Below are 23,150 nucleotides of genomic sequence, written 5' to 3'. Positions count from 1 at the left end.
CCAGCGAGCAGCGATGTCCTTCAACACCTTCGGCCACATGTTCCGCGTCACCACCTTCGGCGAGAGCCATGGGGTAGCGATCGGCTGCGTGGTCGACGGCTGTCCGCCCATGATCCCGCTCACCGAGGCCGATATCCAGCAGGATCTCGACCGCCGCCGGCCTGGCCAATCGCGCTTCACCACCCAGCGCCAGGAGCCGGACCAGGTGAAAATCCTGTCCGGCGTGATGGCGCATCCGGAGACCGGCGTGCAGGTGACGACGGGCACCCCGATCGGGCTCCTGATCGAGAACACCGACCAGCGCTCGAAGGACTATTCCGAGATCAAGGACAAGTTTCGGCCCGGCCACGCCGACTTCACCTACGAGGCCAAATACGGCCTGCGCGACTATCGCGGCGGCGGCCGCTCCTCGGCGCGCGAGACCGCGATGCGTGTTGCCGCCGGTGCGATCGCACGAAAAGTGCTGCCCGACGTCAAGGTCCGCGGCGCGCTGGTGCAGATCGGCCCGCACAAGATCGACCGCGACAAATGGGACTGGGACGAGATTGCGAAAAATCCGTTCTTCTGTCCGGACAAGGACAAGGCCGCGTTCTTCGAGACCTATCTCGACGGCATCCGCAAGAGCGGCTCGTCGATCGGCGCGGTGATCGAGGTCGTCGCCGAAGGCGTGCCGGCAGGCTTAGGTGCCCCGATCTACGCAAAACTCGATTCTGATCTCGCGGCTGCGATGATGACCATCAACGCCGTGAAGGGCGTCGAGATCGGCGCCGGCTTCGGCGCGGCGGAGCTCACCGGCGAGGAGAACGCCGACGAGATGCGCACCGGCAATGACGGCACGCGCTTCCTCTCCAACCATGCCGGCGGTGTTCTGGGCGGCATCTCCACCGGACAGCCGGTGGTGGTGCGCTTCGCGGTGAAGCCGACCTCGTCGATCCTCCAGCCGCGCCTCACTGTCGATCGCAAGGGCGCCGACACCGAGATCTTCACCAAGGGCCGCCACGACCCCTGCGTCGGCATCCGTGCCGTCCCGGTCGGCGAAGCCATGATGGCCTGTGTGCTCGCAGATCATTTCATTCGGGATCGCGGGCAGGTCGGACGCTAGCGCACGGTCCTATCGTCGCGGTACCAGCCCACCGCGCAGCTTGACGTCTCCACAACTTCGTCCGCAAATGCGGACATGCAAAACTCCGAGATCCAGCGCATCACCAACTGGCTGATCGACGGTGCGAGGTCGTCCGGGACCCCTTCCGAGATGATCGCCGAGGTCTGCGAGCATCTGGTCGCGGCCGGCCTGCCGCTGTCGCGGTTCGGCATCTTCATCCGCACGTTGCATCCGGAAATCTTCGGCCGCAACTTCATCTGGCGGCAGGGCCAGAAGGTCGAGATCGGCACGGTCGATTTCGAGATCCTGGACACGCCCGAGTTCGCCCGGAGCCCGCTCCGGATCGTGTTCGAGGAGGGGCTCGAGGTCCGGGGACGGATGGACGATCCGGACAGCAAGCGGTTTCCGTTCCTCGACGACATGCGCGCCGAAGGCGTGACCGACTACCTCGCGATGCCGATGCACTATCTCGACGGCTCGATCCACGCGACGAGCTGGGTCACGCGGCAGCCCGGCGGCTTCAGCGACGACGACATCGCAGCGATCCGGACCCTCGTGGCACCGCTTGCACGCGTCAGCGAGATCATCAGCCTGCGCCGCACCGCCGAGATGCTGCTCGACACCTATGTCGGCAACCGTGCCGGCGCGCGCATCCTCGGCGGCCAGATCCGCCGCGGCCACAACGACACCATGCAGGCCGCGATCTGGCTCTCGGATCTGCGCGGCTTCACCGCATTGTCGGACCGACTGCCGGCCGAGACCGTGGTCGAGATCCTCAACCAGTATTTCGACTGCCAGGTCACCGCGATCCGGGGCCATGGCGGCGAGGTGCTGAAATTCATGGGCGACGGCCTGCTCGCGGTGTTCCCGATCGACGAATATATCGGCGATGCCGCGCATGTCTGCACCCGCGTGCTGGAGGCCGCGCGCGAATCCCGCGCCAGCGTCGAGGCGCTCGCCTTTCCGGTCGGCGATGTCGTCGAGCGCTTCCGCTTCGGCGTCGCACTCCACGTCGGCAACATCCTCTACGGCAATATCGGCGGCGGCAATCGCCTCGACTTCACCTGCATCGGCCCCGCCGTCAATCTCGCAGCAAGACTTGAGAAGATCACGGGCCGGCTGGGGCGGACGGTCGTCGCCTCGGAAGGCTTCGCGAACGCCTGCCGCCATGACTGGCGCGAGCTCGGCGAATTTCCGATCGCTGGATTTTCCAAGGCGCAGCGCGTGTATGGGCTTGCCGAAGAGACGCCGGTGGCGATGGCCTGAAGCGTGATGAGGTCAAGATCATTCATCGCCGCAACATGAAGCCCTATTCCTCGGGCTCCGTCGTGAACAGCAGCGGATAGCCCTTGGCGCGGCCGGCGTCGGTGGCGCGGGTGGCCTTGGTTTCGGCGACGTCCCTGGTGAACACGGCGACCACGCAGGCGCCCAGCTTGTGCGCGGTGATCATGACCTTGTAGGCCTGATCCTCGGTCATGCGGAACTCGGCCTTGAGGATCATCGTGACGAATTCGCGTGGCGTGAAGTCGTCGTTGATCAGGATGACCTTGTGCAGTTTGGGCCGCTCGACCTTGGTCTTCGTCCTGGTTTTCGGCTTGGTAACGGTGTCGTTCATTCCGCCTCCCGGAAACGGCGGGCTCGGTTCAGCCGCGGTGCTCAGTGTGCGGCTCTCTCACCATATTGCAGGACCTGCACCTTCTCCAAGGTGATCAGGCCGCTCGACATCATGCCATCCAGGATGGGCAGGAATGCGTTGATGCTGTCCTCGCTGTCGACGATCTCGATCAGCAGCGGCAGGTCTTCCGACAGCCGCAGGATCTTAGAGGTGTGCAGCCGGCTCGACTTGCCGAACCCCATCGGGCCGCGCAGCACGGTGGCACCCGCGAGATGCCGCTCGCGCGCCGTCGTGACGATCGCTTCGTAAAGCGGCTTGCCGCCGAAATGGTCGCTCTCGCCGATGAAGATCCGGAGCGAAACAGCCTGATTGGGGATTTGCATGGTCAGCTCCTCGTCAAGCGGTTGTAGCGGCTTGCCATCATATGGCCGAGCCACACGGACACCAGCCAGCAGATGACGGATGCCGCGATATAGGCGAGTGCCGTGTATTTCATGCCCCCGTGGAACAGGCGGAAGGTCTCCAGGCTGAAGGCCGAGAAGGTGGTGTAGCCGCCGCAAAACCCGGTCATGATGAACTGCCGGTGCTCGGGCCGCGCCAGCACGCGGCCGTCGGGGCCGGTCAGCGTTGCGTAGAAGCCGATGATCAGCGATCCCGTGGCATTGATGAACAGCGTCGCGACGGGGAAGCCCGGGCCGGTGTCGAGCGCGAGGGAGACGAAATAGCGCGCGAGGCCGCCAAGGACGCTGCCGAAGGAGACCCAGGCATAGAGCATCGCGCTGCGCCAGCGGTCGGTGGAGGAGGAAACGGCCATCCGTTTCTAGCCTCCAAGACCGTCAGCGAGGACAAAGCCGCAACTGACGGCGGCAAGGCACAGCCCGACCGAGAACACGACATTGCCGAGCGCGTGCATCGGCTCGCCGTTGCGGGCGAGCGTCAGCGTCTGCAGGCTGAACGAGGACACCGTGGTGTAGCAGCCGAGGAACCCGGTCACCGCGAACAGCCATGGATTGGGCGCGGCGAAGAGCGAGCCGGGATGGGTCGCCAGCGCGCCGAAAATGCCGATCAGGAAGGCGCCGGTGATGTTGATGGTCATGGTGCCCCAGGGAAAAGTCTCGCCCAGCCGCCGCGCGATCGCGCCCGAGACGAAATAGCGCGCGCAGCCGCCGAGAACGCTGCCGACCACGATTGCGATCACTCCGCTCAACACGACGAACAACCCCCCATGATCATTTGTCCTCCGCTGCCAGACCATTGCCGACGGCGAGCAGCCCTGCGAGCGCGACCAGCGCGAAGCCGAGCCCGGCCAAAAACGTGCCCGCCGGACCGTAGGCATCCCATAGCGCGCCGGCGATCACGCTTGCGGCCAGCAAGGCAAGCCCGGTGAACAGGTTGAAATAGCCGAATGCGGTGCCGCGCAGGTTCGGCGGCGCGGCGTCGGCGACGAGGGCCGACAGCAGGCCCTGGGTCAATCCCATATGCAGCCCCCACAGCACGACGCCGAGCGCGAGGCCCGCGAGGCTCGGCAGCAGCGCGAGCGCGAGGTCGGCGGCCGCGAGGCAGACGAGGCCGAGCGCGAGCAGGCCGGTCCGGTTGATCCGGTCCGACAGCACGCCGGCCGGATAGGCCGACAGCGCATAGACCACGTTCATCAGCACCAGCACCGCCGGCACCCACATCGCCGAGAGACCGATGTTCTGCGCGCGAAGGATCAAAAAGGCCTCGCTGAAGCGCGCGAGCGTGAACACCACGCCGACCGCGACGACGCGCCAGTACACGGATCCGAGCTGCCGCATGGCGGAGGTGTTCAGCGGATTCTTCGTGGGCTCCCGGCTTGGGTCCGGCTCCGGCTCGCTCACCGCGAATGCGATCAGGCCGAAAGACAGGAAGGCCGGCAGCACCGCTACCCAGATGACAAGGGCAAAATTATCCGCCGTCCACCACATCAGGCCGATCGCCACGAGCGGTCCGACGAATGCGCCGATGGTGTCGAGCGACTGCCGCAGGCCGAAGCTCGCGCCGCGCAGACCCGCAGGTGCGATATCGGCGATCAGCGCATCGCGCGGTGCGCCGCGAATACCCTTGCCGACGCGGTCGATGAAGCGCGCGGCAATCAGCCAACCGACGCTGGGGGCAAGCGGGAACAGTGGTTTTGTCAGCGCGGCCAGCCCGTAGCCGAGCGCCGCGAGGAGCTTGCGCCGGCCGAGCCAGTCTGACAATGCACCGGAGAAGATCTTCGTGATCGAGGCGGTCGCTTCGGCAATGCCCTCGATGAAGCCGACCGTGAGCGTGGAGGCCCCGAGCACGGTGACGAGATAGACCGGCAGCAGCGCGTGGATCATCTCGGAGGAGACGTCCATCAGCATCGAGACGAAGCCGAGCACCCAGATCCCCCTGGGCAGCCCCGCACGCGCAGCATTCGGTGTCGTCGTCGTCACGCCCTGACCTTCGCCTTCAGGCAACAAAAACCCGCCATCGGCGGGTTTGTCCATGCTCCCGCCAAAGGCCGAGGCTTTGAGATTGCCCCTCCTCGAGCAGGAGTCATCAGCCCACTACGGTTACAGGCCGACGGGCGGTTGTCGGGGGACTCCATCCCCATCTGTATGGTCAGCCTAGCATGGAAATCGCACCGGACAAGTGGGCGGGGAAGGTCTGTCCTCGGCTCTGTTGCTGGACGCCCTGGAATGATGGTGTGAGCGATCGCGCGTGTCCCCGTGGCGCAAGCGCGGCAACACGGCGGCAGCTTTGCGTGACGTGCGCATTCCCAACTCGCGAATTCCTAACCGGAATGTGAAGCGCAAGCGATCTTCGCACTTTGCGGCAAGGCGATTGCATGTCACCATCGCGTCATACGACGGGAGACTGCGATGCGCATGCTGTTCTCGATCGGGGCTGTGCTGGTGGCCGGCGTGCTCGCCGGAGGGGACGTCGCGGGCATCGCGGCACCAGGGCCCAAATTTGAACCGGCTAGGAATCCGCCACAACGGCTAGCGGCCGACCGGGACGCGCAGACGGTCGATGTCGAGCTGATCCTCGCGGTCGACGTCTCCTACTCCATGGACATGGACGAGCTCGCGATCCAGCGCGAAGGCTATGCGCAGGCGATCCAGTCGAAGGAATTCCTCCAGGCGCTGAAGCTCGGGCCCAATGGCCGGATCGCGGTGACTTACTTCGAATGGGCCGCTTCCAGCGATCAGAAGATCATCATCCCGTGGCGGCTGGTCGACGGACCGGAGACGGCGGATGCGGTCGCCGCCGAGATCTTGAAGACGCCGATCCGGCGGGCCTCGCGCACCTCGATCTCTGGAGCGATCACGTTCGCGATGCCGTTGTTCGACGAGGATCCCTATCGCGGCTTGCGCCGCGTGATCGACATTTCCGGTGACGGCCCCAACAACAATGGCGGTCCGGTGACGGCGGCGCGCGACGCCGCGCTCGAGAAGGGCATCGTCATCAACGGCCTGCCGATCATGGTCAAGGAGCCGTCCTATTCGACCATGGATATCGACAATCTCGACTATTACTATGAGGACTGCGTCATCGGCGGTCCCGGCTCCTTCGTCATCACGATCAAGGATCGCGACAAGTTCAAGGAAGCGATCCGCACCAAGCTCCTGATGGAGGTCGCCGGCCGCGTGCCGGAGCGCCCCGTGAGGCGCGTTGCCGACAAGGAGCCACGGGTCAGCTGCTTGATTGGCGAGAAGATCTGGTCGGACCGCTGGGGGCGCTGATCCGCGCTCCCCGAATGAGACCTTTTGCCCTGTCCCGCGCGCGGTCGAATTTAACCATGCGTTAACTGCTGCGTGGCCCTAATCGGCCTGCTTCCCGTTGTTTCCGGATTAAGTTCTGACTTCGCCGTCCGGCGCGCGAACAGAAGCGGGTCTGTCAGACAAATCCGCCGAGCAATCCAATGGCCATCGTCACATCGAGCACCAGCCAGATTTCGCCCGCCAACGAGCGGGTGTATCACCAGAGCGGTCTGATTGGTGACTGGAAGGGCAATTGGGCCGGCAACAACCAGGCCGTCGGCTTCAAGGTCGTGAACATCCGCGGGGCAAGGGCCCAGATCGAGTACACCCATAACGGGTACACCGAGCGCGGTATCGGCGAGGTCAATGGTGCAACCATAAGCTACGGCAACGTCACGGTCGGCACCAAGGACGGCAAGAACCTGGTGCTCCTGTTCTCCTCGGGCGTTGGCAACCAGAGCGCAACTTTGCAGAAACAGGCGGCGCCGGGTTCCGACAGCATCCTCATGGGAAGCTGGGGCGGCTATTCTGCCGACATCGGCAAGAGCGCGAGCTTTCGCGTGCTGGCCATCAGCGGCAAGGAGGCGACGGTCAGCGTCACCACCGACGGTATCACCCGCCAGGGCACCGGCTACGTCTACAGGAACGTCATCATGTTCGGGCAGTCGCAGATCTCGACCGACGACGGACAAAGCGGCAAGATCATCTACCAGGTCGGCTCCAAATCCTTCACTGTGCCGGTGACGAAATATCCGCCCGCGGATTCCTCGTCCTCGGTAGATAAGACAGCCTGAACCTCAGCCGCCCTGGGCGGCCTGCGGCCCCTCACCATTTCGGCGCCCGCTTCTCGACGAACGCCCTCAAACCCTCCTGCGCCTCGTCCGACGTCGCGACATTGCAGAAATCGTCGACTGCACTTGCGATGCTGCGCCGGTAGTCGAGATCGATCTGGCGCATGAAGGCGGCGCGGCCCATCCGCAGCACGGCGGCCGACTTGCCGGCGAATTGCGCCGCGAGCTTCAGCACTTCGGCCTCGAGCCCGGCATCGTCGACGACGCGGTTCACCACGCCGAGCTCGTGCGCCTCAGTGGCGGTGAAGACGCGGCCGGTGAATAGCAGCTCGAACGCGCGATGACGTCCGACGATGCGCGGCAGGTGTGCGTAGTGGATCGCGGGAATGACGCCGACGTCGATCTCGGGATAGCCGAACGTCGCGCTCCCGGCCGCCAGCACCACGTCGCAGGACACCGCCATGGTCATGCCGCCGCCGCGCGCTGCGCCTCCGACCGCGGCGATCGACGGCTTTCCAAGCCCATACTGGGCGTCGTAAAGGTCGATATAGAGCGCCTGGAGGAATTCGCGGATCTCGGCGCCGGATTTGCCCAGCAGGATGTCGAGGTCGAGGCCGGCCGAAAAGCGCTTGGCGATCGCGCTCGCCAGCACGACAACGCGTGCTTCCGGATCGTTCGCTGCGCGACGCAGGGCCGCGACCACCGCACGGATGACCTCGAGGCTCAGGGCATTGACGGGCGGGCGGCGCAGCGTGATGCGGGCGATGTTGCCCGCGCGTTCGTAGGCGACGGGATCGTCAGACGTCACCGGGTTCTCCATGCTTTCAGGAAACGTGCGGTATCGATCGCGGTGGTGGCGCGGTTATTTCGCGGCGAGCGGTGGCGGCACGCTGTCGTTCGGCGCTTCCGCCTTGTTCGGGCGACAGCTTACGGTGCGGCTTGGGCCGTGCAAGACCTCCGGCGCGCATGCTAGACTGCGTGCAGGAGATTGCTTGCCGGATGGAGGGACCAATGACCGACGAACACCCGATGATGGCCGGCTCCGCCACCGTCTTCGTCGTGTCCGACATCACAGCCAGCCTCGCCTATTACCGCGACGTGCTCGGCTTCGAGGTCACCTTCGAATACGGTCAGCCTCCGTCCTACGCCTGCCTGTGCCGTGACGAGGTCGGCCTGCATCTGCTTGCGGCGGCGGCAACGAAGCGGATGCCCGGGCACGGCGGCATCTGCATCTTCGTCAGCGACGTCGATCAGGTCTATGCCGAACTATCGGGACGCGGCGCCAGGCTGCTCAACCGGCCGGAGGACCGTGACTATAGCATGCGCGATTTCGACGTCGTCGATGCCGACGGCAATCAGCTCACGTTCGGCATGGGAACGGACGACGCGGCCTGACATCGCGGGCCGCGCGCGTCCGCCGTTGGATCAGATCCGGGCCTCCAGGATCAGGTTGAAGGGTGTTTCGGCGGCACGGCGGAAGCGCGACAGGCCGCCTTCGCTGGCGACCTTGCGCAGCCTTGCCTCGCCGGCTTGAGCGCCCAGCGCGAGGCCGACCTCCTGATCGAGCGAGGCCGGCGTGCAGATCATGGTCGACGCCGCATAGTAGACCCGCCCGACCGGGTTGAGATTGTCTTCGAGGCGGTCGCCTGCGAACGGCTCGACCAGCATGCAGGTGCCGTCCTTGGCCATGGTCTCGCGCACGTGGCTGATCGCGCCGACGGGATCGCCCATGTCGTGCAGGCAATCGAAGAAGCAGACGAGATCATAGCCCTCGGCAGGATAGTTCTTCGCCGAGTGAACCGCGAAGCTGACACGATCGCCCAGCTTCGCCTCAGTGGCCGCCTTTCGTGCGGCCGCGATCGAGCCCTCGTGATAGTCGAAGCCGTAGAAGCGGGAGTTCGGGAAGGCCTCCGCCATCAGCCGGGTCGAGATGCCGTGCCCGCAGCCGACATCGGCGACCTTGGCGCCGCGCTTCAGCTTGTCCACGACGCCTTCGAGCGCGGGCAGCCACTCCTGCACCAGATGATGCATGTAGCCGGTACGGAAGAACCGGGCGGTGCCGCAGAACAGGCACTCGCTGCGACGATTCCAGCCGACGCCCTTACCGGACTTGAATGCGTCCGTAATTTTCGGTTCGTCGAGGAACGCCGCGGCAATGACATTGCCGACCGCGCCGAGGAAGACCGGGCTGTCATCATCGGCAAGCGCCATCGCCTGCTCGGGCAGCATCGAGAACTTGCCGGAAGTGGAATCGTATTCGACGTAACCAGAAGCCGCCTGGCTCGCCAGCCACTCGCGGACGTAGCGTTCGTTCGTTCCGGTGGCGCTTGCGAGCTCGGCAGAGCTCATGGGTCCCTTGGCGGCGAGGGCGCGGTAGAGGCCGAGCTTGTCGCCCAGCAGGACCAGCGATGCATTCATCGCGGCCCCGACCTCGGTGATCATCTTGCCCATAAAGGCATTCAACCTGTCGGAATTGACCTCCATGACAGCCTCCATGCTGAGGTGCCCCCAATGTGGGTCAAGCCGCCACGGGGGAGGTTCAACGCGTCAGGAAGAGGTGATCGGGGAACCGGATGGCGTGACCGCCGGTATCGGTCGGCTGGCATTCGCGGCGTCCTGAGGGTATGATTTGTGACCTTTTTGACGGTTTCCGAATGCCCATCCTTGCACGTTCTTGCGGTCTTGCACCTCTTCTTGTCGTGCTCTGCCTCGGCGGAGCACCGGCTCATGCGCAAGTCGCGCCCTTGCAATATTGGATCCCTGGCGGACCTTTCGGCTTCGCCGGCGATGCAGGCCGGACCTCCGACGCTTACGGCAATTTCCCGAGCTTCAATGCCGGCGATGCAGCGCGCACCAATTTTGCCAACGGCTTCTTCGTCGGCAATCAGCGCGGCAATCTGAATTGGAGCGGCCTCGGCCAGACCGGCCTTGCCGGCAATTTCAGCGCGCTGTCCTATGACAGCACGCAGTTCGGCTACAACACCAAGACCGCGGGCGGCATGCCCGTCACGTTCTTTGCCGGCTTCAACGCGCAGAAATACGGCGACGGTATCGGCAGCTCGCTCGCCCCGCTCACCTCCAGCGCCTCGCCCGGCTACGGCGCGTTCGCGGGTGTCGAGTTCAAGCCGACCTCCAACCTCAGCCTGTCGTTCGGCGCCGGTTTCACCCAGCAGCAATCGGGACGCATGGACAGCGACATCAATTCGTCAATGCTGCCCGGCGAGTCACCGGCGTTGGGCGGCTTGCGTCGCTGAGCGTTCACGCGTCGCTTTCACCGCCCGCTTGACCGCCGCCGCGTCGGCTTACGACAAGCCCGCCACCAGCGGGCGTTGCAGGTGCTTAGCCATCAGCTCTGCCGCTTCGGCGTAACGCCGCGTTTCCAGAACCTCGAGCAGGCGCAGATGCTCGCGCACGTGCCGCCGCATGCCGTCGCGGTCGGCGAAGCTGCGATAGGCGAACAGGCGTCTGATCGAATTCACGCGCTTGAGCGATTCAAGAAAGAAGGGATTGCCAGCGCCACGAATGATCTCCTCATGGAATTCGCAACCGGAAAGAAAGACCTCGCCGATTGTCATCTTCTCGAGCTCGCCTTCGAACACGCGCAGTTGGCGCTCGCGCAAGCGTGCAATCACCTCCCGCGGCAGCGCAAAGCCGGGCTGCGCGATGGCCGCGGGCTCGATCACCGCGCGAAACGCCATGGCCTTGGCCTGAGCTTCGGGGCTCGAGACCGTCTCCGCGAAGCGCCACCCGTAACCCGGCAGGCGTGCGATCCAGCCCTCGGCGGCGATCCGGTCAAGCAGCCGCTGCAGCTCGGCCCGGCTGAGGCCATAGCGGCGCATCAGCTCCGCCTCGGTGACGTCGGCCGGCAGCCGGCTTGCGAGCACGTCGCCTGCGATGGACGTATAAACCTGTTCGCTGCGCCTGACTGCCGCGAGGGCCGGCTGGGCGGCGCCGCTGGTCGGATGCTTGGCCAGCACGAACCCGCGATGCGGCTCGCCGCGCGCGAGCCCCGCCGCTTCGAGAGCCTTGAGGCCGAGCCGGATCGGCGCGCGTGAGAGATCGAGCGCATCGGCAAGCCTCTGTTCGATCAAGCGATCGCCAGCCTTCATGCCTTCGCGTCGGGCAAGCGCCATGATCAGCCCGGCGAGGTGCTCGGCGCGCTCGGAACCGCCTTTGCTCGAAGCGGGCGGTCGAGAACTGTCGGAAGCGGTCATTGCAGTGCACGCAGATTTTGAGCTTGACAGACTGTCCCACGGATTGTTCTTTTATGCAATAATATACAATATAGCCAGGGAGAGCCTGATGGCGCATGCGCCGGATGTCCTGATTTGCGAGGTCGGCCCCCGCGATGGGCTGCAAAACCTGGACGTGTTCGTTCCCACCGAAGCCAAATGCGCGCTGATCGATACGATCGCCGCCGCCGGCATGCGCGAGATCGACGCGGGATCCTTCGTGCCGCCGAAGGTCGTGCCGCAATTCGCCGATGTCGACGCGGTGATGGCGCACGCACTTGCGCACAAGACCGCGACCATCGGTGCACTTGTGCCGAACGTGAAGGGCGCCGAGCGCGCCATCGCCGCCCGTGTCGACGCCATATATTTCGTCATCTCCGCCAGCGAGACGCACAACCGCGCCAATGTGCGCCGCTCGATCGAAGAGCAGCTCGACGGGTTTCGCGCGGTCCGTGCCGCGATCGACGTCTGTCCAGCGGACCGGCGGCCGCATTTGATGGGCGCGATCGCCACCTCCTTCGGTTGCTCGCTGGAAGGCGAGGTGAGCGAAGCGGCCGTCTGCCGGGTCGCGCGCGCCTTTGCCGAGGCCGGTGCCGACGAGATCGGGCTCGCCGACACCGTCGGCTATGCCACCCCGAAACTGGTCAGGCAGATTGTCGAAGCCGTCCGGCGCGAAGTCGGATCGCAGATGACGCTGCGGCTGCATCTGCACGACACGCTCGGTGCTGGCCTCGCCAATGCCGTCGCCGGCCTCGAAGCGGGGATCCGGCGTTTTGACGCCGCGGTATCAGGACTTGGCGGCTGTCCCTTCGCGCCCGGTGCCCGCGGCAACATTGTCACCGAAGATCTCGTGTTCATGCTGGAACGGATGGGACTTTCCACCGGCATCGACCTCGATCGCCTGATGCAAACGCGCGAGATTCTGGCCCGCCATATTCCAGCGAAACATCTGACCGGGCACCTGCACGAGGCCGGCATTCCCAAGGTGCTGCGGAGGGCGGCATGACGGCGGCCGCGCCCGAGGCGGCAACGGAGTTGCGTCCGTTGGCCGGCCTTCGTGTCATCGAGTTCAGCCAGATGGTGATGGGGCCGAGCTGCGGCTTGATCCTCGCCGATCTCGGCGCCGACGTGATCAAGGTCGAGCCGCCCAAGGGCGATCGCACCCGCTATTTCAAGGGGCCCGCTGCCGGCTTCTTCGCCACATACAGCCGCAACAAGCGCAGCATCGCGCTGGATACGTCGACCGCGGAAGGCCAGAACGTCGCGCGGCGGCTGATCGAGAGCAGCGACGTCCTGATCGAGAATTTCCGCCCCGGCCTGCTGAAGCGGATCGGTCTCGACTACGAGTCGGTTGCCGCTTTTGCGCCACGCCTGATCTATTGTTCGCTCAAGGGCTACTTGCCCGGCCCGTACGAGAATCGCCTCGCGCTCGACGAGGTCGTGCAGATGATGGGCGGTCTTGCCTACATGACGGGCCTGCCGGACCGGCCGATGCGCGCCGGCGCCTCGGTCAACGACATCATGGGCGGCATGTTCGGTGTGATCGCGATCCAGGCCGCGCTGGCCGAGCGGCGGCGCACCGGGCGCGGCCGCTACATCCAGAGCGCGCTCTACGAGAACAACGTGTTCCTGATGGCGCAGGCCATGATGTGCGAGGTGGTCAGCGGCCAGCCCTCGATCCCTTATTCGATCAAGGACAGCCCCTGGCCGGTCTACGATCTCTTCGACACCAGGGACGGCTCGAAGCTGTTCGTCACCATCGTCGGTGAAGAGCAGTGGGAGGCGTTCTGCCGCGCCTTCGATCGCGAATCCTGGCTTGCCGATCCGCGCTTTGCGACGAGCAACGACCGCGTCGACCATCGCGGCTGGCTGATCCCCGAGATCGCGAAGATCTTCAAGCAATGGGACAAGGCGGATCTCGCGGCGCGCCTCGAGCAGCTCGATCTGCCGTACGCGCCGGTCAACAAGCCCGGCGATCTCTTCGACGACCCGCATCTGAACCAATCGGGCGGGCTGACCAGCATTCACCTGCCTGACGGCGGTGAGGCAAAAACGCCGCTGTTGCCGATCTCCATGGACGGCCGCCGCCTGCCCAACCGCTACGATCCGCCGCAGATCGGCGAGCAGACGCGCGAGATCCTGGGTGAGATCGGCGTTTCGTCGAGCGAAATTGAGGCGTTGCAAAAGGCGGGAACGATCCGGATCGCGCCTGGGCCGTCCTGACGACCGGATCGATCAAACAAGAATCAGGGGAGGAGCACATGAACATCACCAGGCGCCGGGCGCTGATCGCGGGCTCCACATTGGCCGGCGCATCGATGCTGCCCGGGCGGCTCCGCGCCGAGACCAAGCAGGTATCGCTCGCCTTCGGGCCGGTGTCGCCGGTCTACGCCATCGGCATGATTGCCGAGCTGAAGGGTTACTTCAGGGACGAAGGTCTCGACTCCAAGCTCGTCACCGGCAACGCCGGCACGTTCGGCCGTCAGACGCTGGCGGCGGGACAAGCCCTGTTCGCGCATGGCGATGCCAGCCATCCGCTGCAGCTCAGTGCGCGCGGCAAGCCCTGCAAGATTCTGCTCGCGACCGAGATGGTGTGCTCCTACGCCAACATCGTGGTCCGGCAGGATCTTTACGACGCCGGTATCAATTCGGTCGAGAAGCTCGCCGAGTACAAGCGGCCCGATGGCGCCAAGCCGATCGTAGCTGCCACCGCGATCGGGTCGGGCACCTGGGTGTTCGGCACCTATGTGTTCGAAACGCGCGGGCTCGGCGACAGGGTGAACTGGGTCGCCGGCGGCGGGCCCAACACGATGTTTCCATCGCTGCAGACCAAGCAGTTCGACGCCGTCATGGCGCCGCCAAGCTGGATCGTCGAGGTCGAGAAGAAGGGCTTTGGCAGGACGATCTACGACACCTCCAAGCCCGGCGTATTCGAGAAGGATTTCGGCGGGACGCTGCCCGTGCTGGTGATCTACACGCTCCAGGACACGGTCGAGCAGGACAAGGCGATGGTGCAGGCCTATGTGAACGCGATCCACCGCGCGATGGCCTTCGTGAAGGCGACGCCGCTCGCGGACGTGCAGGCACTGGTCACGCCGAAATATTTCTCGGGCATCGACCCCGATGCGGTCAGCGCCGAGCTCGGCTTCGACAAGTCGACCTGGGCCTATGACGGCGTCATCGACAAGTCCTCGTTCGAACGCGGTGCCAAGCCCTGGTACCGCAAGGGAACGGATATTCCCGAGACGAAATACGAGGATGTCGTCGACATGGGCTTCCTCCAGGCGGCGAGGGCGAAATACAAATGATCGCCGCGCCAGGTCCGGGATTCGCGCTCGCGCGAGGCGAGGTCGAGAGAGCGGAGACGCGAACCCGCATCGCGGTGCGGGGTCTCGCCAAGCGCTTCAACGCGTCCGGCCGCGAGTTCGTGGCGGTCGATGACGTTTCCTTCGAGGTCAAGCAGGGCGAGTTCGTGGCGCTGCTCGGTCCATCCGGCTGCGGCAAGAGCACCATCCTCAACATGGTCGCGGGGCTCTTGCCGCGCTCGGGCGGACGCATCCTGATCGATGAGGACACGGTTGAGACCGGCAAGGTCAACCCAAGGGTCGGCTATGTCTTCCAGCGCGACACGCTGTTTCCCTGGCGAACCGTGGAGCAGAACATCGGCTATGGACTGGAGATCGCGGGGCTGCGAAGGACCGAGCGCGCCGGGCGCGTCGCTTCGGCCGTCGAGAAGGCCGGGCTCTCCGGCTTTGCACAGAGCTTCCCCAGCACGCTGTCCGGCGGCATGCGCCAGCGCGTCGCCTTGATGCGCACGCTGATCATGGAGCCCGAGATCCTGCTGATGGACGAGCCGTTCGGCGCGCTCGACACCCACACCAAGCTCGAGATGCACAAGACGCTGCTGGAGATATGGGAGCGCGAGCGGCAGACCGTGCTGTTCGTGACCCACGATCTCGGCGAGGCCTTGACGCTGGCGAGCCGCATCATCCTGCTCTCGGCCCGGCCCGGGAGGCTCAAGGAAGATTTCGACGTCGCCATCCCGCGGCCGCGCGATCCCGTGGCCGTGCGCGAGACCGCCGAATTCGGCCGCCTCTACTCGCACATCTGGCATTCCCTCGGCGAAGAATTCCGCCGCACCAGGGCCGAATGATCATGTCCAACAGCCGTAGCGCCGTCCTGTTCTGGCAAGTGGCCATTCTCGTGGTGGTTCTCGTCGTCTGGCAGTGGGGCTTCGAATGGAGCAAGGCGCTGCTGCCGAAGGCCTATGTGCCGAAAATCCTCGATCCGTATTTCGTCGCCAAGCCGTCGTTGATCTGGCAGAGCTTCCTGCGGCTTGGCTGCTTTGCCGATCCCGCCGGCTTCGCCGCCTGTATCAACGGCAACGACAACAATTTGTGGCTCGCCACGCTCGTCACGCTGAAGAACACCTGGTGGGGATTTCTTTTCGGCTCCGCGAGCGGAGTAGCGGCCGGCCTGGTCCTCGGCCGTTCGGACTTCCTGGCCCGCGTGTTCGGGCCCTATGTCGTGGCGCTCAACTCCATACCGCGCATCGCGCTGGTGCCGCTCGTCATCCTGATCTTCGGCCTCGGCGATCTCTCCAAGATCGCCACGGCATGGCTCGTCGTGTTCTTCGTGGTGTTCTTCAACACCTTCGAGGGAACGCGTGCGGTCGACCGCGACCAGATCGCCGCTGCCCGTCTGCTCGGCGCCAGTGAATTCACCGTGCTGCGCACGGTCGTGATCCCTTCCGCACTGGCCTGGGTGTTCGCGTCGCTGTTGCCGGCAGTGTCTTTCGCGCTGATCGGCGTCATCGTCGGCGAGTTCATCGGCGCCGAGCGCGGGCTCGGCAAGCTCATCATCGAAGCCGAGGCGCGCGCCAATGCCAGCGAGATGATGGTTGCCATCTTCGTCATGATGTTCGTCGGAATCCTGCTGGCGATCGCGGTGCGCTCGCTGCAGTCCTACCTGCTGCGATGGCAGCCGCAATTCGGGCCGTCGGCATAGCAGTCTGGAAGCACGGCCTCAGCGCGTGAACCGTGCCACCAATTCCACATGCGGCGTGTGGCGGAACTGGTCGACCGGGACCACGGTCTCGATCCTGTAGCCGCCGTCGATGAGGAGCCGGGCGTCGCGGGCGAAGGTTGCGGCGTTGCAGGACACCGCGATCACGACGGGGACCTTGCTCGCAGCGAGTTTCAGCGCCTGCGCCTGCGCGCCCTGGCGCGGGGGATCGAACACGACAGCATCGAAGTCGTGCAGCTCCGGCGGCACCAGCGGGCGGCGGAACAGGTCGCGCGGCTCGGCCTTGATCGGCTTCAGCCCTGGTGTGCGCGCAGCCTTCACGAGCGCTGCGACGGCACCGGCGTCGTTGTCATGGGCGGTGACGCGCGCCTTTTCCGCGAGCCGGAGAGCGAACGGCCCGACGCCGCAGAAGAGGTCGAGAACCTCCTTGGCCTTGCCGACACGCTCGGCGACGAGCGACGCCAACGTCTCCTCGCCCGCGATCGTTGCCTGCAGGAACGAGCCGGGCGGCAGCGTCACCTCGGCGCGGCCCATCCGCACTGTCGGCGGCAGGCGTTGCAGCACCAGCTCGCCGTGCCGCGTCAGCCGCGCCAGCCGATGCTGCTCGGCGACGCGCGAGAGCGCCGTGATCAGCGCCGTCGGCAGCGGGCCGGAACCGCGCACGTCGACATCGAGGCCATGGGCGGTCGCGGTGACCTGGATGTCCAGTGGCTTCGTCACCGACATTCTGGATGTCAGGGATTCGGCAAGCGCCCAGGCGGCGTCGAGCGCGCCCTCGAGCCCGGGATCGAGGATCGGGCAGCGGTGGATCGGGATCACGTCGTGCGAGCTCGCCGCCGAGAAGCCGACCTTGAGGACGTCATGCGTGCCGAACCGGCCGTGCAGCGTGACGCGCCGGCGGCCGGCACCATGGGCATCGACCAGCGGCGCCACCTCGCAATCGATGCCGGCCTGCGCCAGCGTCTCGGCGACGATGCCGCGCTTCCAGGCGTGGTACGGCGCGGGCGCCCAGTGCTGGATGGCGCAGCCGCCGCAGATGCCGAAATGCGGACAGAACGGCTCGATGCGATCGGGGCTGGCGACATCGACCGCGAGCAGCTTGCGGCGGTCGGGATGGTTGCCGGCGACGTGGTCGACCTCGACGGTCTCGCCGCCAAGCGCGTAGGGCACGTAGACGGCATTGCCCGCAGCGAGCGAGACGCCGTCGCCGCGATGGCCGACGTGATCGATCCTCACGCGCTCAACCACGGCGCGCGCCCAGGAAGAATTCGATATTGCCGTCACCGCCCGTGATCGGGGAGGGGAACACCTCGATGTCGGTGCAGCCGAGCGAAGCGGCAAAGGCCGCGATGTCGTCGCAGATCTCCTGATGCACGGCGGCGTCGCGGATGATGCCCTTCTTGTTGTGCTTTCGCTCAGCCTCGAACTGCGGCTTGATCAGCGCCAGCAGGCTCATCGGTGCCGCTGCCAGTGACAGCGCCACGGGCAGCACCGTCTTGAGCGAGATGAAGCTGACGTCGATGACGACGACGTCGGGCCGCGCCGGCAGCCGTTTGCCGTCATAGCTGCGGATGTCGGTCTCTTCCATCGACACGATCTTGGGATGGTCGCGCAGCGAGGGATGCAGCTGGCTGGTGCCGACATCGATGGCGAACACCAGGCTGGCGCCGTTCGCCAGCAGCACCTCGGTGAAACCGCCGGTGGAGGCGCCGACATCGAGGCAGACATGGTCCTCGATCTCGATAGGGTACCGCTCCAGCGCGCCGGCGAGCTTGACGCCGCCGCGCGACACATAGGGATGCGCAGGCTCGGCCACGATTACCGCGTCCTCGGCGATCGTCTCCGAGGGTTTGGCGACCTGCTTGTCGTCGGCGGTGACGAGCCCGGCCTCGATCGCCGCGCGCGCCCGCGCCCGGCTCTCGAACAAGCCGCGCTCGACCAGCAGAACATCTGCACGCTTGCGGGCAGGGGACATCGGATCTCCGAAAGGCGACTGAAACGTCTATGGTGCGATCAATCGCGCGGCCGCCATCCGGACGCAAGCCTCGAACGCGGCCAGATCGTGCCAGACGTCGATCGGCATCTGCGCCGGCGTCACCAGCGGGCAGCCGTGCAGCTCCAGCGCATGGATCATCATGAGGTTGTCGACGAGGCCAAAATCCTCGACCGTCAGCCCCTGTGCATCGACCAGCCGTCCGTCCTCGGCGGTCACGTCCATGAAGCGGCCGACGCGGTCGGCATAGACGGCGCCGTCGTTGGAATAGGCCAGGCAAAACTTGCGGCGGCCGGCCATGTAGCCGAGCTCGTAGACGGTGCCTGGGTCGGCGCCGGCACCCCGGAACGGGGTGAGGTTGGCGATGATGGCATCGGCGTCGTCCATCATCGCCTCGTTGCCGCAAAAGATCTGCCGCGAGGCGTCGGGCGAGGTGAGATCGATGGCGTTGTCGAGGGGATAGAGGCCGGTGAGCCCGTAGCGACCGCAGATCGCAGCCTTTTGCCGGCCGATCTCAACCGCATCCGGCAGGAACACGTCGGGGCCTGCCAGATAGATTTTCATGGCGCCAAAGCCGAAGGTTTGGATCGAGGTGCGAGCCGCAGCGCTCGGTCTGCTCCCTCCCCCGCTTGCGGGGGAGGGCCGGGGAGAGGGTGCCTCCTCAATCGAGAACCCCCGAGAGGAGAGAACCCTCACCCGGATCGCTTGCGCGATCCGACCTCTCCCGCAAGCGGGAGAGGTGAATCAGCCTCAGGCCAGCTTGACTGTCTCGGCCTTGACGTCCTTGCCCAGCGCCTCGAACACCTTGGCGACGATTCCCTTGGCGTCGAGACCGGCGCGGCCGTACATCGCGGCCGGCGTGTCGTGGTCCTGGAACACGTCGGGCAGTACCATCGAGCGGAACTTGACCATGCCGCTGTCGAGCGCGCCCTGATCGGTCAGATACTGCGCGACATGCGAGCCGAAGCCGCCGACCGAGCCTTCCTCGATCGTGATCAGGATCTCGTGGTCGCGTGCGAGCTTGAGAACCAGCTCGGTGTCGAGCGGCTTCATGAAGCGCGCATCGGCGATCGAGGTGGAGAGGCCGTGGGCGGCGAGCTCGTCGGCCGCCTTCTCGCATTCGGCGAGGCGCGTACCGAAGGAGAGCAGGGCGATCTTGCTGCCCTGGCGAATCATGCGGCCCTTGCCGACCTCGAGCGGAACACCGACTTCGGGCATCTCGATGCCGCGGCCTTCGCCGCGCGGATAGCGCAGCGAGCTCGGACGGTCGTCGATCGCGACCTGGGTCGCCACCATGTGCACGAGCTCGGCTTCGTCGGCCGCCGCCATGATCACCATGTTCGGCAGGCAGCCGAGATAGGCGTTGTCGAACGAGCCGGCATGCGTCGCGCCGTCGGCGCCGACGAGGCCGGCGCGGTCGATGGCGAAGCGGACGGGCAGGTTCTGGATCGCGACGTCATGCACGATCTGGTCGTAGCCGCGTTGCAGGAAGGTCGAGTAGATCGCGCAGAACGGCTTGTAGCCTTCGCTCGCAAGACCGGCGGCAAACGTCACCGCGTGCTGCTCGGCGATGCCGACGTCGAAGGTGCGGTCCGGGAAGGCCTTGTTGAAGATGTCGACGCCGGTGCCGGACGGCATCGCCGCGGTGATGGCGACGATCTTGTCGTCCTTCTGCGCTTCCTTGACGAGGCTCTGGCCGAACACGTTCTGGTAGGCCGGCGCATTCGGCTTGGCCTTGGCCTGGGTGCCGGTCGCGACGTCGAACTTGACGACCGCGTGATACTTGTCGGCGGAAGCTTCCGCCGGGCCGTAGCCCTTGCCCTTCTGCGTCACGACGTGGACCAGGATCGGGCCGGTCTCCATGTCGCGCACGTTCTTCAGCACGGGCAGCAGATGGTCGAGGTTATGACCGTCGATCGGGCCGACATAATAGAAGCCGAGCTCCTCGAACAGCGTGCCGCCGTCCATCATGAAGCCGCGCGAATATTCCTCGACGCGGTTGGCGCGGTTGGCGATGATCTTGGGCAGGCGTTTGTTGATCTGCTTGGCCGCATCGCGCAGCGTGCGATAGGTCTTGCCGGAGTAGAGGCGCGACAGATAGGCGCTCATGGCGCCGACCGGCGGCGCGATCGACATGTCGTTGTCGTTGAGGATCACGATCAGGCGCGAGTTCATGGCGCCGGCGTTGTTCATGGCTTCATAGGCCATGCCGGCTGACATCGCGCCGTCACCGATGACCGCGATAACGTTGTTCTTGCCGCCGGAGAGGTCGCGCGCGACCGCCATGCCGAGGCCGGCGGAAATCGAGGTCGAGGAATGCGCTGCGCCGAACGGATCGTAATCGCTCTCGCTGCGCTTGGTGAAGCCGGACAGGCCGCCGCCGGTGCGCAGCGTGCGGATGCGGTCGCGCCGGCCGGTGAGGATCTTGTGCGGATAGGCCTGATGGCCGACGTCCCAGATCAGCCGGTCGCGCGGCGTGTCGAAGACGTAATGGATCGCGGTGGTGAGCTCGACCACGCCGAGGCCCGCGCCGAAGTGACCCCCGGTCACCGAGACGGCGTCGATGGTCTCTTGCCGCAGCTCGTCGGCGACCTGGCGAACCTGCTCGATCTTGAGCTTGCGCAGGTCATCCGGCGTATGGATGGTGTCGAGAAGCGGCGTTTTACTGTATGCGTTCACGGCGATTTCCAATTTGTCAGCGCCGGAAGATCGTTCCGGTGCGCGATGGGTTTGCACAATATCGGCGCAGCGCGAGTCCCTTAAACCGTCGGAGCCACCTGCATGGGGCGGGGCCCCGTATTCAAGCTTAGGTGAGCTTAGGTGCGCTCCGGTTCAGTCTCTGTGATCCCTGTCACTTAGATCGGCTTCGTCCGTCCCAGCCAATTTCATTAGCAGTTTGAAGCGCTTGTCGTCGGTAATTCGTGCCCACGCAAGGCTTGCAAAAAGCCACACTCCGCGCAGCTTTACACCAAAGCTTGGGCCAAAGCCAACCCGCAGGGTCGTTTAGGGGTATGCACCTGCAACCCGCGGGCCAGCTTGGTTAATCCTGGCGCCAGCGGATGGGTTCCAGTCTTGCCCGGTTCCTCGGCTGCATTTTGGGCGAGAGCAAGGCCGTTTTGGCCAGATTCGCAAGCCCGAGCGGCCCTGGCCGGGGAACTCGTCGATGTCAGTGCTTGGCCGCCGAGGGATGTAAGCCCAAACAGCGGCGTGCGATCATGAAAAATTGCGGATGGCCGATGCTTGAGGCGGGCGGCTTGAAAACGGGGGCCTTACTGCACGTCGAGCGGTGCGGTGCCGGCGGCCTGGCCGCTGGCATCCGTGGTGATCTTGTCGACGCGTGCCTCGGCCTGCCGCAGCAATTCCTCGCAGCGGCGCTTCAGCGCCTCGCCGCGCTCGTAGATCGTCACGGATTCCTCGAGCGGCACCTTGCCGTCCTCGAGCCGCTTCACGATGGTCTCGAGCTCCTCGATGGCGCGTTCGAAGGTGAGCCTGGAGACGTCGACTTGGGTATTTTCGGCCATATCCGTTTCCGATTGCCCGCTTCGCGTGAGAAAAAGCGCAGTTTTGCGGGCGTAATGTGGCGGGTGCGTCAAGCGCCCATCAGGGCGCCGACATGCGCCATAACAGATTCTTTCAGTCCTTGCAGGTCATAGCCGCCCTCGAGCACCGAAACAATGCGGCCCCCTGCGGACTTGTCGGCAAGGTCCATCAGCTTGCGGGTGACCCAGGTGTAGTCCTCCGCGCGCAAATTCAGCGAGGCCAGCGGATCGCGGTAATGCGCATCGAAGCCCGCGGAGATGACGAGAAGCTCGGGGCTGAATTTTTCGAGCCGCGGCAGGATCAGATGCTCGAACGCGGCGCGGAATTCGGGGCCGCCGTCTTCGGAAGCGAGCGGCGCATTGACGATGGTGTCGTGGTCGCCGCGCTCGCCCTTCGCGCCGGTGCCCGGAAACAGCGGCATCTGATGCGTCGAGCAGTACATCACGGTCGGATCGGACCAGAAGATGTCCTGCGTGCCGTTGCCGTGATGCACGTCGAAATCGATGATGGCGGCGCGCTGGATGCCGTATTTGCGCTGCGCATGACGCGCGGCGATCGCGGCATTGTCGAAGAAGCAGAAGCCCATCGGCTTGCCGATCTCGGCGTGATGTCCGGGCGGGCGCACCGCGACGAAGGCGTTGCGATGCTCGCCATTCATCACCGCTTCGGTCGCAGCCACTGCGCCGCCGACGCCGCGCATCACTGCTTCCCACGTGCCTGGAGACATCGAGGTGTCGCCGTCGATATAGACCTGACCGCTGGTCGGCGCGATGTGGCGCAGCTCGGTGACGTAGTGCTCGTTGTGGCACAGCGTCACGAGATCGAGATCGCCTTCCGGTGCCAGGTCGCGCGCCAGGAACTGGAAGCGCTCCTGCGACAGTGCTTCCTCCACCGCCCGCAGGCGGTCGGGCCTTTCAGGGTGTCCCGGCGGCGTGACGTGGTCGAGGCAGGCCTTGTGGGAGAGGAGAAGCGTGCTCATCAGGTCGGCCTCACAGGGAACGGGCTCTTGACGTCGCTTGGCGCATCCCGAGCCAAAACGCAAATGCAAAACGCAATCTAGGCGCTTGGGCGGGGCTGGCAAAGGGTGGTTCCGGACAAGTCCG

Annotated in this window: 25 protein-coding genes and 1 riboswitch; of the genes, 11 read left to right on the top strand and 14 right to left on the bottom strand. The window is 65.4% G+C overall.

Going from position 1 to position 23,150, the window contains the following annotated elements:
* Positions 1–13 precede the first annotated feature (13 nt).
* The gene (gene aroC, locus BJ6T_RS34525; protein WP_014497219.1) at positions 14–1,102 is read left to right on the top strand and encodes a chorismate synthase; all 1,089 of its coding nucleotides are present in this window, start codon (positions 14–16) and stop codon (positions 1,100–1,102) included.
* 75 nt (positions 1,103–1,177) lie between these two features.
* On the top strand, positions 1,178–2,368 hold the full coding sequence (locus BJ6T_RS34520; protein ID WP_014497218.1) for an adenylate/guanylate cyclase domain-containing protein: 1,191 nt from the start codon (positions 1,178–1,180) through the stop codon (positions 2,366–2,368).
* 43 nt (positions 2,369–2,411) lie between these two features.
* Here the strand turns inward: BJ6T_RS34520 and clpS are convergent, their stop codons facing one another.
* From clpS to BJ6T_RS34495, 5 genes are read right to left on the bottom strand one after another with little or no spacing between them, the layout of a single operon-like run.
* Positions 2,412–2,717 (bottom strand): ATP-dependent Clp protease adapter ClpS, encoded by a 306-nt coding sequence (gene clpS / locus BJ6T_RS34515; RefSeq protein WP_014497217.1) that lies wholly within the window; start codon positions 2,715–2,717, stop codon positions 2,412–2,414.
* Between the two features lie 41 nt (positions 2,718–2,758).
* Entirely contained in the window at positions 2,759–3,100 is a 342-nt protein-coding gene (locus tag BJ6T_RS34510; protein ID WP_014497216.1) for a DUF190 domain-containing protein, read from the bottom strand.
* Between the two features lie 2 nt (positions 3,101–3,102).
* On the bottom strand, positions 3,103–3,531 hold the full coding sequence (crcB, locus tag BJ6T_RS34505) for a fluoride efflux transporter CrcB (protein ID WP_014497215.1): 429 nt from the start codon (positions 3,529–3,531) through the stop codon (positions 3,103–3,105).
* 6 nt (positions 3,532–3,537) lie between these two features.
* Positions 3,538–3,972 carry a fluoride efflux transporter CrcB gene (gene crcB, locus BJ6T_RS34500; RefSeq protein ID WP_043900290.1) on the bottom strand — a complete coding sequence of 145 codons (435 nt, stop codon included), beginning with the start codon at positions 3,970–3,972 and terminating at the stop codon, positions 3,538–3,540.
* The gene (locus BJ6T_RS34495) at positions 3,947–5,209 is read right to left on the bottom strand and encodes an MFS transporter (protein ID WP_014497213.1); all 1,263 of its coding nucleotides are present in this window, start codon (positions 5,207–5,209) and stop codon (positions 3,947–3,949) included. The genes crcB (BJ6T_RS34500) and BJ6T_RS34495 overlap by 26 nt, the downstream gene beginning before the upstream one ends.
* A 36-nt stretch (positions 5,210–5,245) precedes the next feature.
* Positions 5,246–5,323: riboswitch (Fluoride riboswitch) on the bottom strand.
* Between the two features lie 261 nt (positions 5,324–5,584).
* On the opposite strand from BJ6T_RS34495, the gene BJ6T_RS34490 reads away from it, so the two are divergent.
* Both BJ6T_RS34490 and BJ6T_RS34485 read left to right on the top strand, forming a co-directional pair.
* On the top strand, positions 5,585–6,448 hold the full coding sequence (locus tag BJ6T_RS34490; RefSeq protein WP_014497212.1) for a DUF1194 domain-containing protein: 864 nt from the start codon (positions 5,585–5,587) through the stop codon (positions 6,446–6,448).
* Between the two features lie 179 nt (positions 6,449–6,627).
* Entirely contained in the window at positions 6,628–7,260 is a 633-nt protein-coding gene (locus BJ6T_RS34485) for a hypothetical protein (RefSeq protein WP_014497211.1), read from the top strand.
* Between the two features lie 31 nt (positions 7,261–7,291).
* Here the strand turns inward: BJ6T_RS34485 and BJ6T_RS34480 are convergent, their stop codons facing one another.
* Complete coding sequence (locus BJ6T_RS34480) at positions 7,292–8,065, bottom strand: enoyl-CoA hydratase/isomerase family protein (protein ID WP_028170158.1); 774 nt, start codon at positions 8,063–8,065, stop codon at positions 7,292–7,294.
* A 203-nt stretch (positions 8,066–8,268) separates the two neighbouring features.
* Here BJ6T_RS34480 and BJ6T_RS34475 point away from each other — a divergent pair, with 203 nt between their 5' ends.
* Positions 8,269–8,652 (top strand): bleomycin resistance protein, encoded by a 384-nt coding sequence (locus BJ6T_RS34475; protein WP_039228453.1) that lies wholly within the window; start codon positions 8,269–8,271, stop codon positions 8,650–8,652.
* Between the two features lie 30 nt (positions 8,653–8,682).
* Here the strand turns inward: BJ6T_RS34475 and BJ6T_RS34470 are convergent, their stop codons facing one another.
* The gene (locus BJ6T_RS34470; RefSeq protein ID WP_014497208.1) at positions 8,683–9,741 is read right to left on the bottom strand and encodes a class I SAM-dependent methyltransferase; all 1,059 of its coding nucleotides are present in this window, start codon (positions 9,739–9,741) and stop codon (positions 8,683–8,685) included.
* Positions 9,742–9,911: 170 nt separating this feature from the next.
* Between BJ6T_RS34470 and BJ6T_RS34465 the strand changes: the two genes are divergently transcribed.
* Entirely contained in the window at positions 9,912–10,511 is a 600-nt protein-coding gene (locus BJ6T_RS34465) for a hypothetical protein (RefSeq protein ID WP_028170159.1), read from the top strand.
* 48 nt (positions 10,512–10,559) lie between these two features.
* On the opposite strand, the gene BJ6T_RS34460 is transcribed toward BJ6T_RS34465, so the two are convergent.
* Positions 10,560–11,471, bottom strand: coding sequence for a GntR family transcriptional regulator (locus BJ6T_RS34460; RefSeq protein WP_014497206.1), 912 nt, complete (start codon positions 11,469–11,471; stop codon positions 10,560–10,562).
* An 88-nt stretch (positions 11,472–11,559) separates the two neighbouring features.
* Between BJ6T_RS34460 and BJ6T_RS34455 the strand changes: the two genes are divergently transcribed.
* The 5 genes from BJ6T_RS34455 to BJ6T_RS34435 are packed head-to-tail and all read left to right on the top strand — an operon-like array spanning position 11,560 to position 16,496.
* Positions 11,560–12,495, top strand: coding sequence for a hydroxymethylglutaryl-CoA lyase (locus BJ6T_RS34455; RefSeq protein ID WP_039228451.1), 936 nt, complete (start codon positions 11,560–11,562; stop codon positions 12,493–12,495).
* A complete protein-coding gene (locus BJ6T_RS34450) occupies positions 12,492–13,712 on the top strand; it encodes a CaiB/BaiF CoA transferase family protein (RefSeq protein ID WP_014497204.1) in 1,221 nt (406 codons plus the stop codon). The genes BJ6T_RS34455 and BJ6T_RS34450 overlap by 4 nt, the downstream gene beginning before the upstream one ends.
* 38 nt (positions 13,713–13,750) lie before the next feature.
* Positions 13,751–14,797 carry an ABC transporter substrate-binding protein gene (locus BJ6T_RS34445; RefSeq protein WP_014497203.1) on the top strand — a complete coding sequence of 349 codons (1,047 nt, stop codon included), beginning with the start codon at positions 13,751–13,753 and terminating at the stop codon, positions 14,795–14,797.
* Positions 14,794–15,642, top strand: a complete 849-nt coding sequence (locus tag BJ6T_RS34440; RefSeq protein ID WP_014497202.1) for an ABC transporter ATP-binding protein — start codon at positions 14,794–14,796, stop codon at positions 15,640–15,642. The genes BJ6T_RS34445 and BJ6T_RS34440 overlap by 4 nt, the downstream gene beginning before the upstream one ends.
* Before the next feature lie 2 nt (positions 15,643–15,644).
* Entirely contained in the window at positions 15,645–16,496 is an 852-nt protein-coding gene (locus BJ6T_RS34435; protein WP_028170162.1) for an ABC transporter permease, read from the top strand.
* Positions 16,497–16,514: 18 nt separating this feature from the next.
* On the opposite strand, the gene BJ6T_RS34430 is transcribed toward BJ6T_RS34435, so the two are convergent.
* The 6 genes from BJ6T_RS34430 to BJ6T_RS34405 all read right to left on the bottom strand — a co-directional run bounded on the left by BJ6T_RS34430 (position 16,515) and on the right by BJ6T_RS34405 (position 23,026).
* Entirely contained in the window at positions 16,515–17,762 is a 1,248-nt protein-coding gene (locus tag BJ6T_RS34430) for a class I SAM-dependent RNA methyltransferase (RefSeq protein ID WP_014497200.1), read from the bottom strand.
* Positions 17,755–18,489, bottom strand: a complete 735-nt coding sequence (locus BJ6T_RS34425) for a TlyA family RNA methyltransferase (RefSeq protein ID WP_014497199.1) — start codon at positions 18,487–18,489, stop codon at positions 17,755–17,757. The genes BJ6T_RS34430 and BJ6T_RS34425 overlap by 8 nt, the downstream gene beginning before the upstream one ends.
* Before the next feature lie 27 nt (positions 18,490–18,516).
* A complete protein-coding gene (locus BJ6T_RS34420) occupies positions 18,517–19,071 on the bottom strand; it encodes a nucleoside 2-deoxyribosyltransferase (protein WP_014497198.1) in 555 nt (184 codons plus the stop codon).
* A gap of 186 nt (positions 19,072–19,257) precedes the next feature.
* Positions 19,258–21,186: a 1-deoxy-D-xylulose-5-phosphate synthase gene (gene dxs, locus BJ6T_RS34415; RefSeq protein WP_014497197.1), complete on the bottom strand. Its 1,929-nt coding sequence runs from the start codon at positions 21,184–21,186 to the stop codon at positions 19,258–19,260.
* 590 nt (positions 21,187–21,776) lie between these two features.
* Entirely contained in the window at positions 21,777–22,028 is a 252-nt protein-coding gene (locus tag BJ6T_RS34410; protein WP_014497196.1) for an exodeoxyribonuclease VII small subunit, read from the bottom strand.
* Positions 22,029–22,096: 68 nt separating this feature from the next.
* The gene (locus BJ6T_RS34405; protein ID WP_014497195.1) at positions 22,097–23,026 is read right to left on the bottom strand and encodes a histone deacetylase family protein; all 930 of its coding nucleotides are present in this window, start codon (positions 23,024–23,026) and stop codon (positions 22,097–22,099) included.
* Between the last annotated feature and the right edge of the window lie 124 nt (positions 23,027–23,150).

The sequence above is a fragment of the Bradyrhizobium japonicum USDA 6 genome (assembly GCF_000284375.1).
GTDB lineage: Bacteria > Pseudomonadota > Alphaproteobacteria > Rhizobiales > Xanthobacteraceae > Bradyrhizobium > Bradyrhizobium japonicum.
This window is presented reverse-complemented; position numbering and strand designations above follow the sequence as displayed.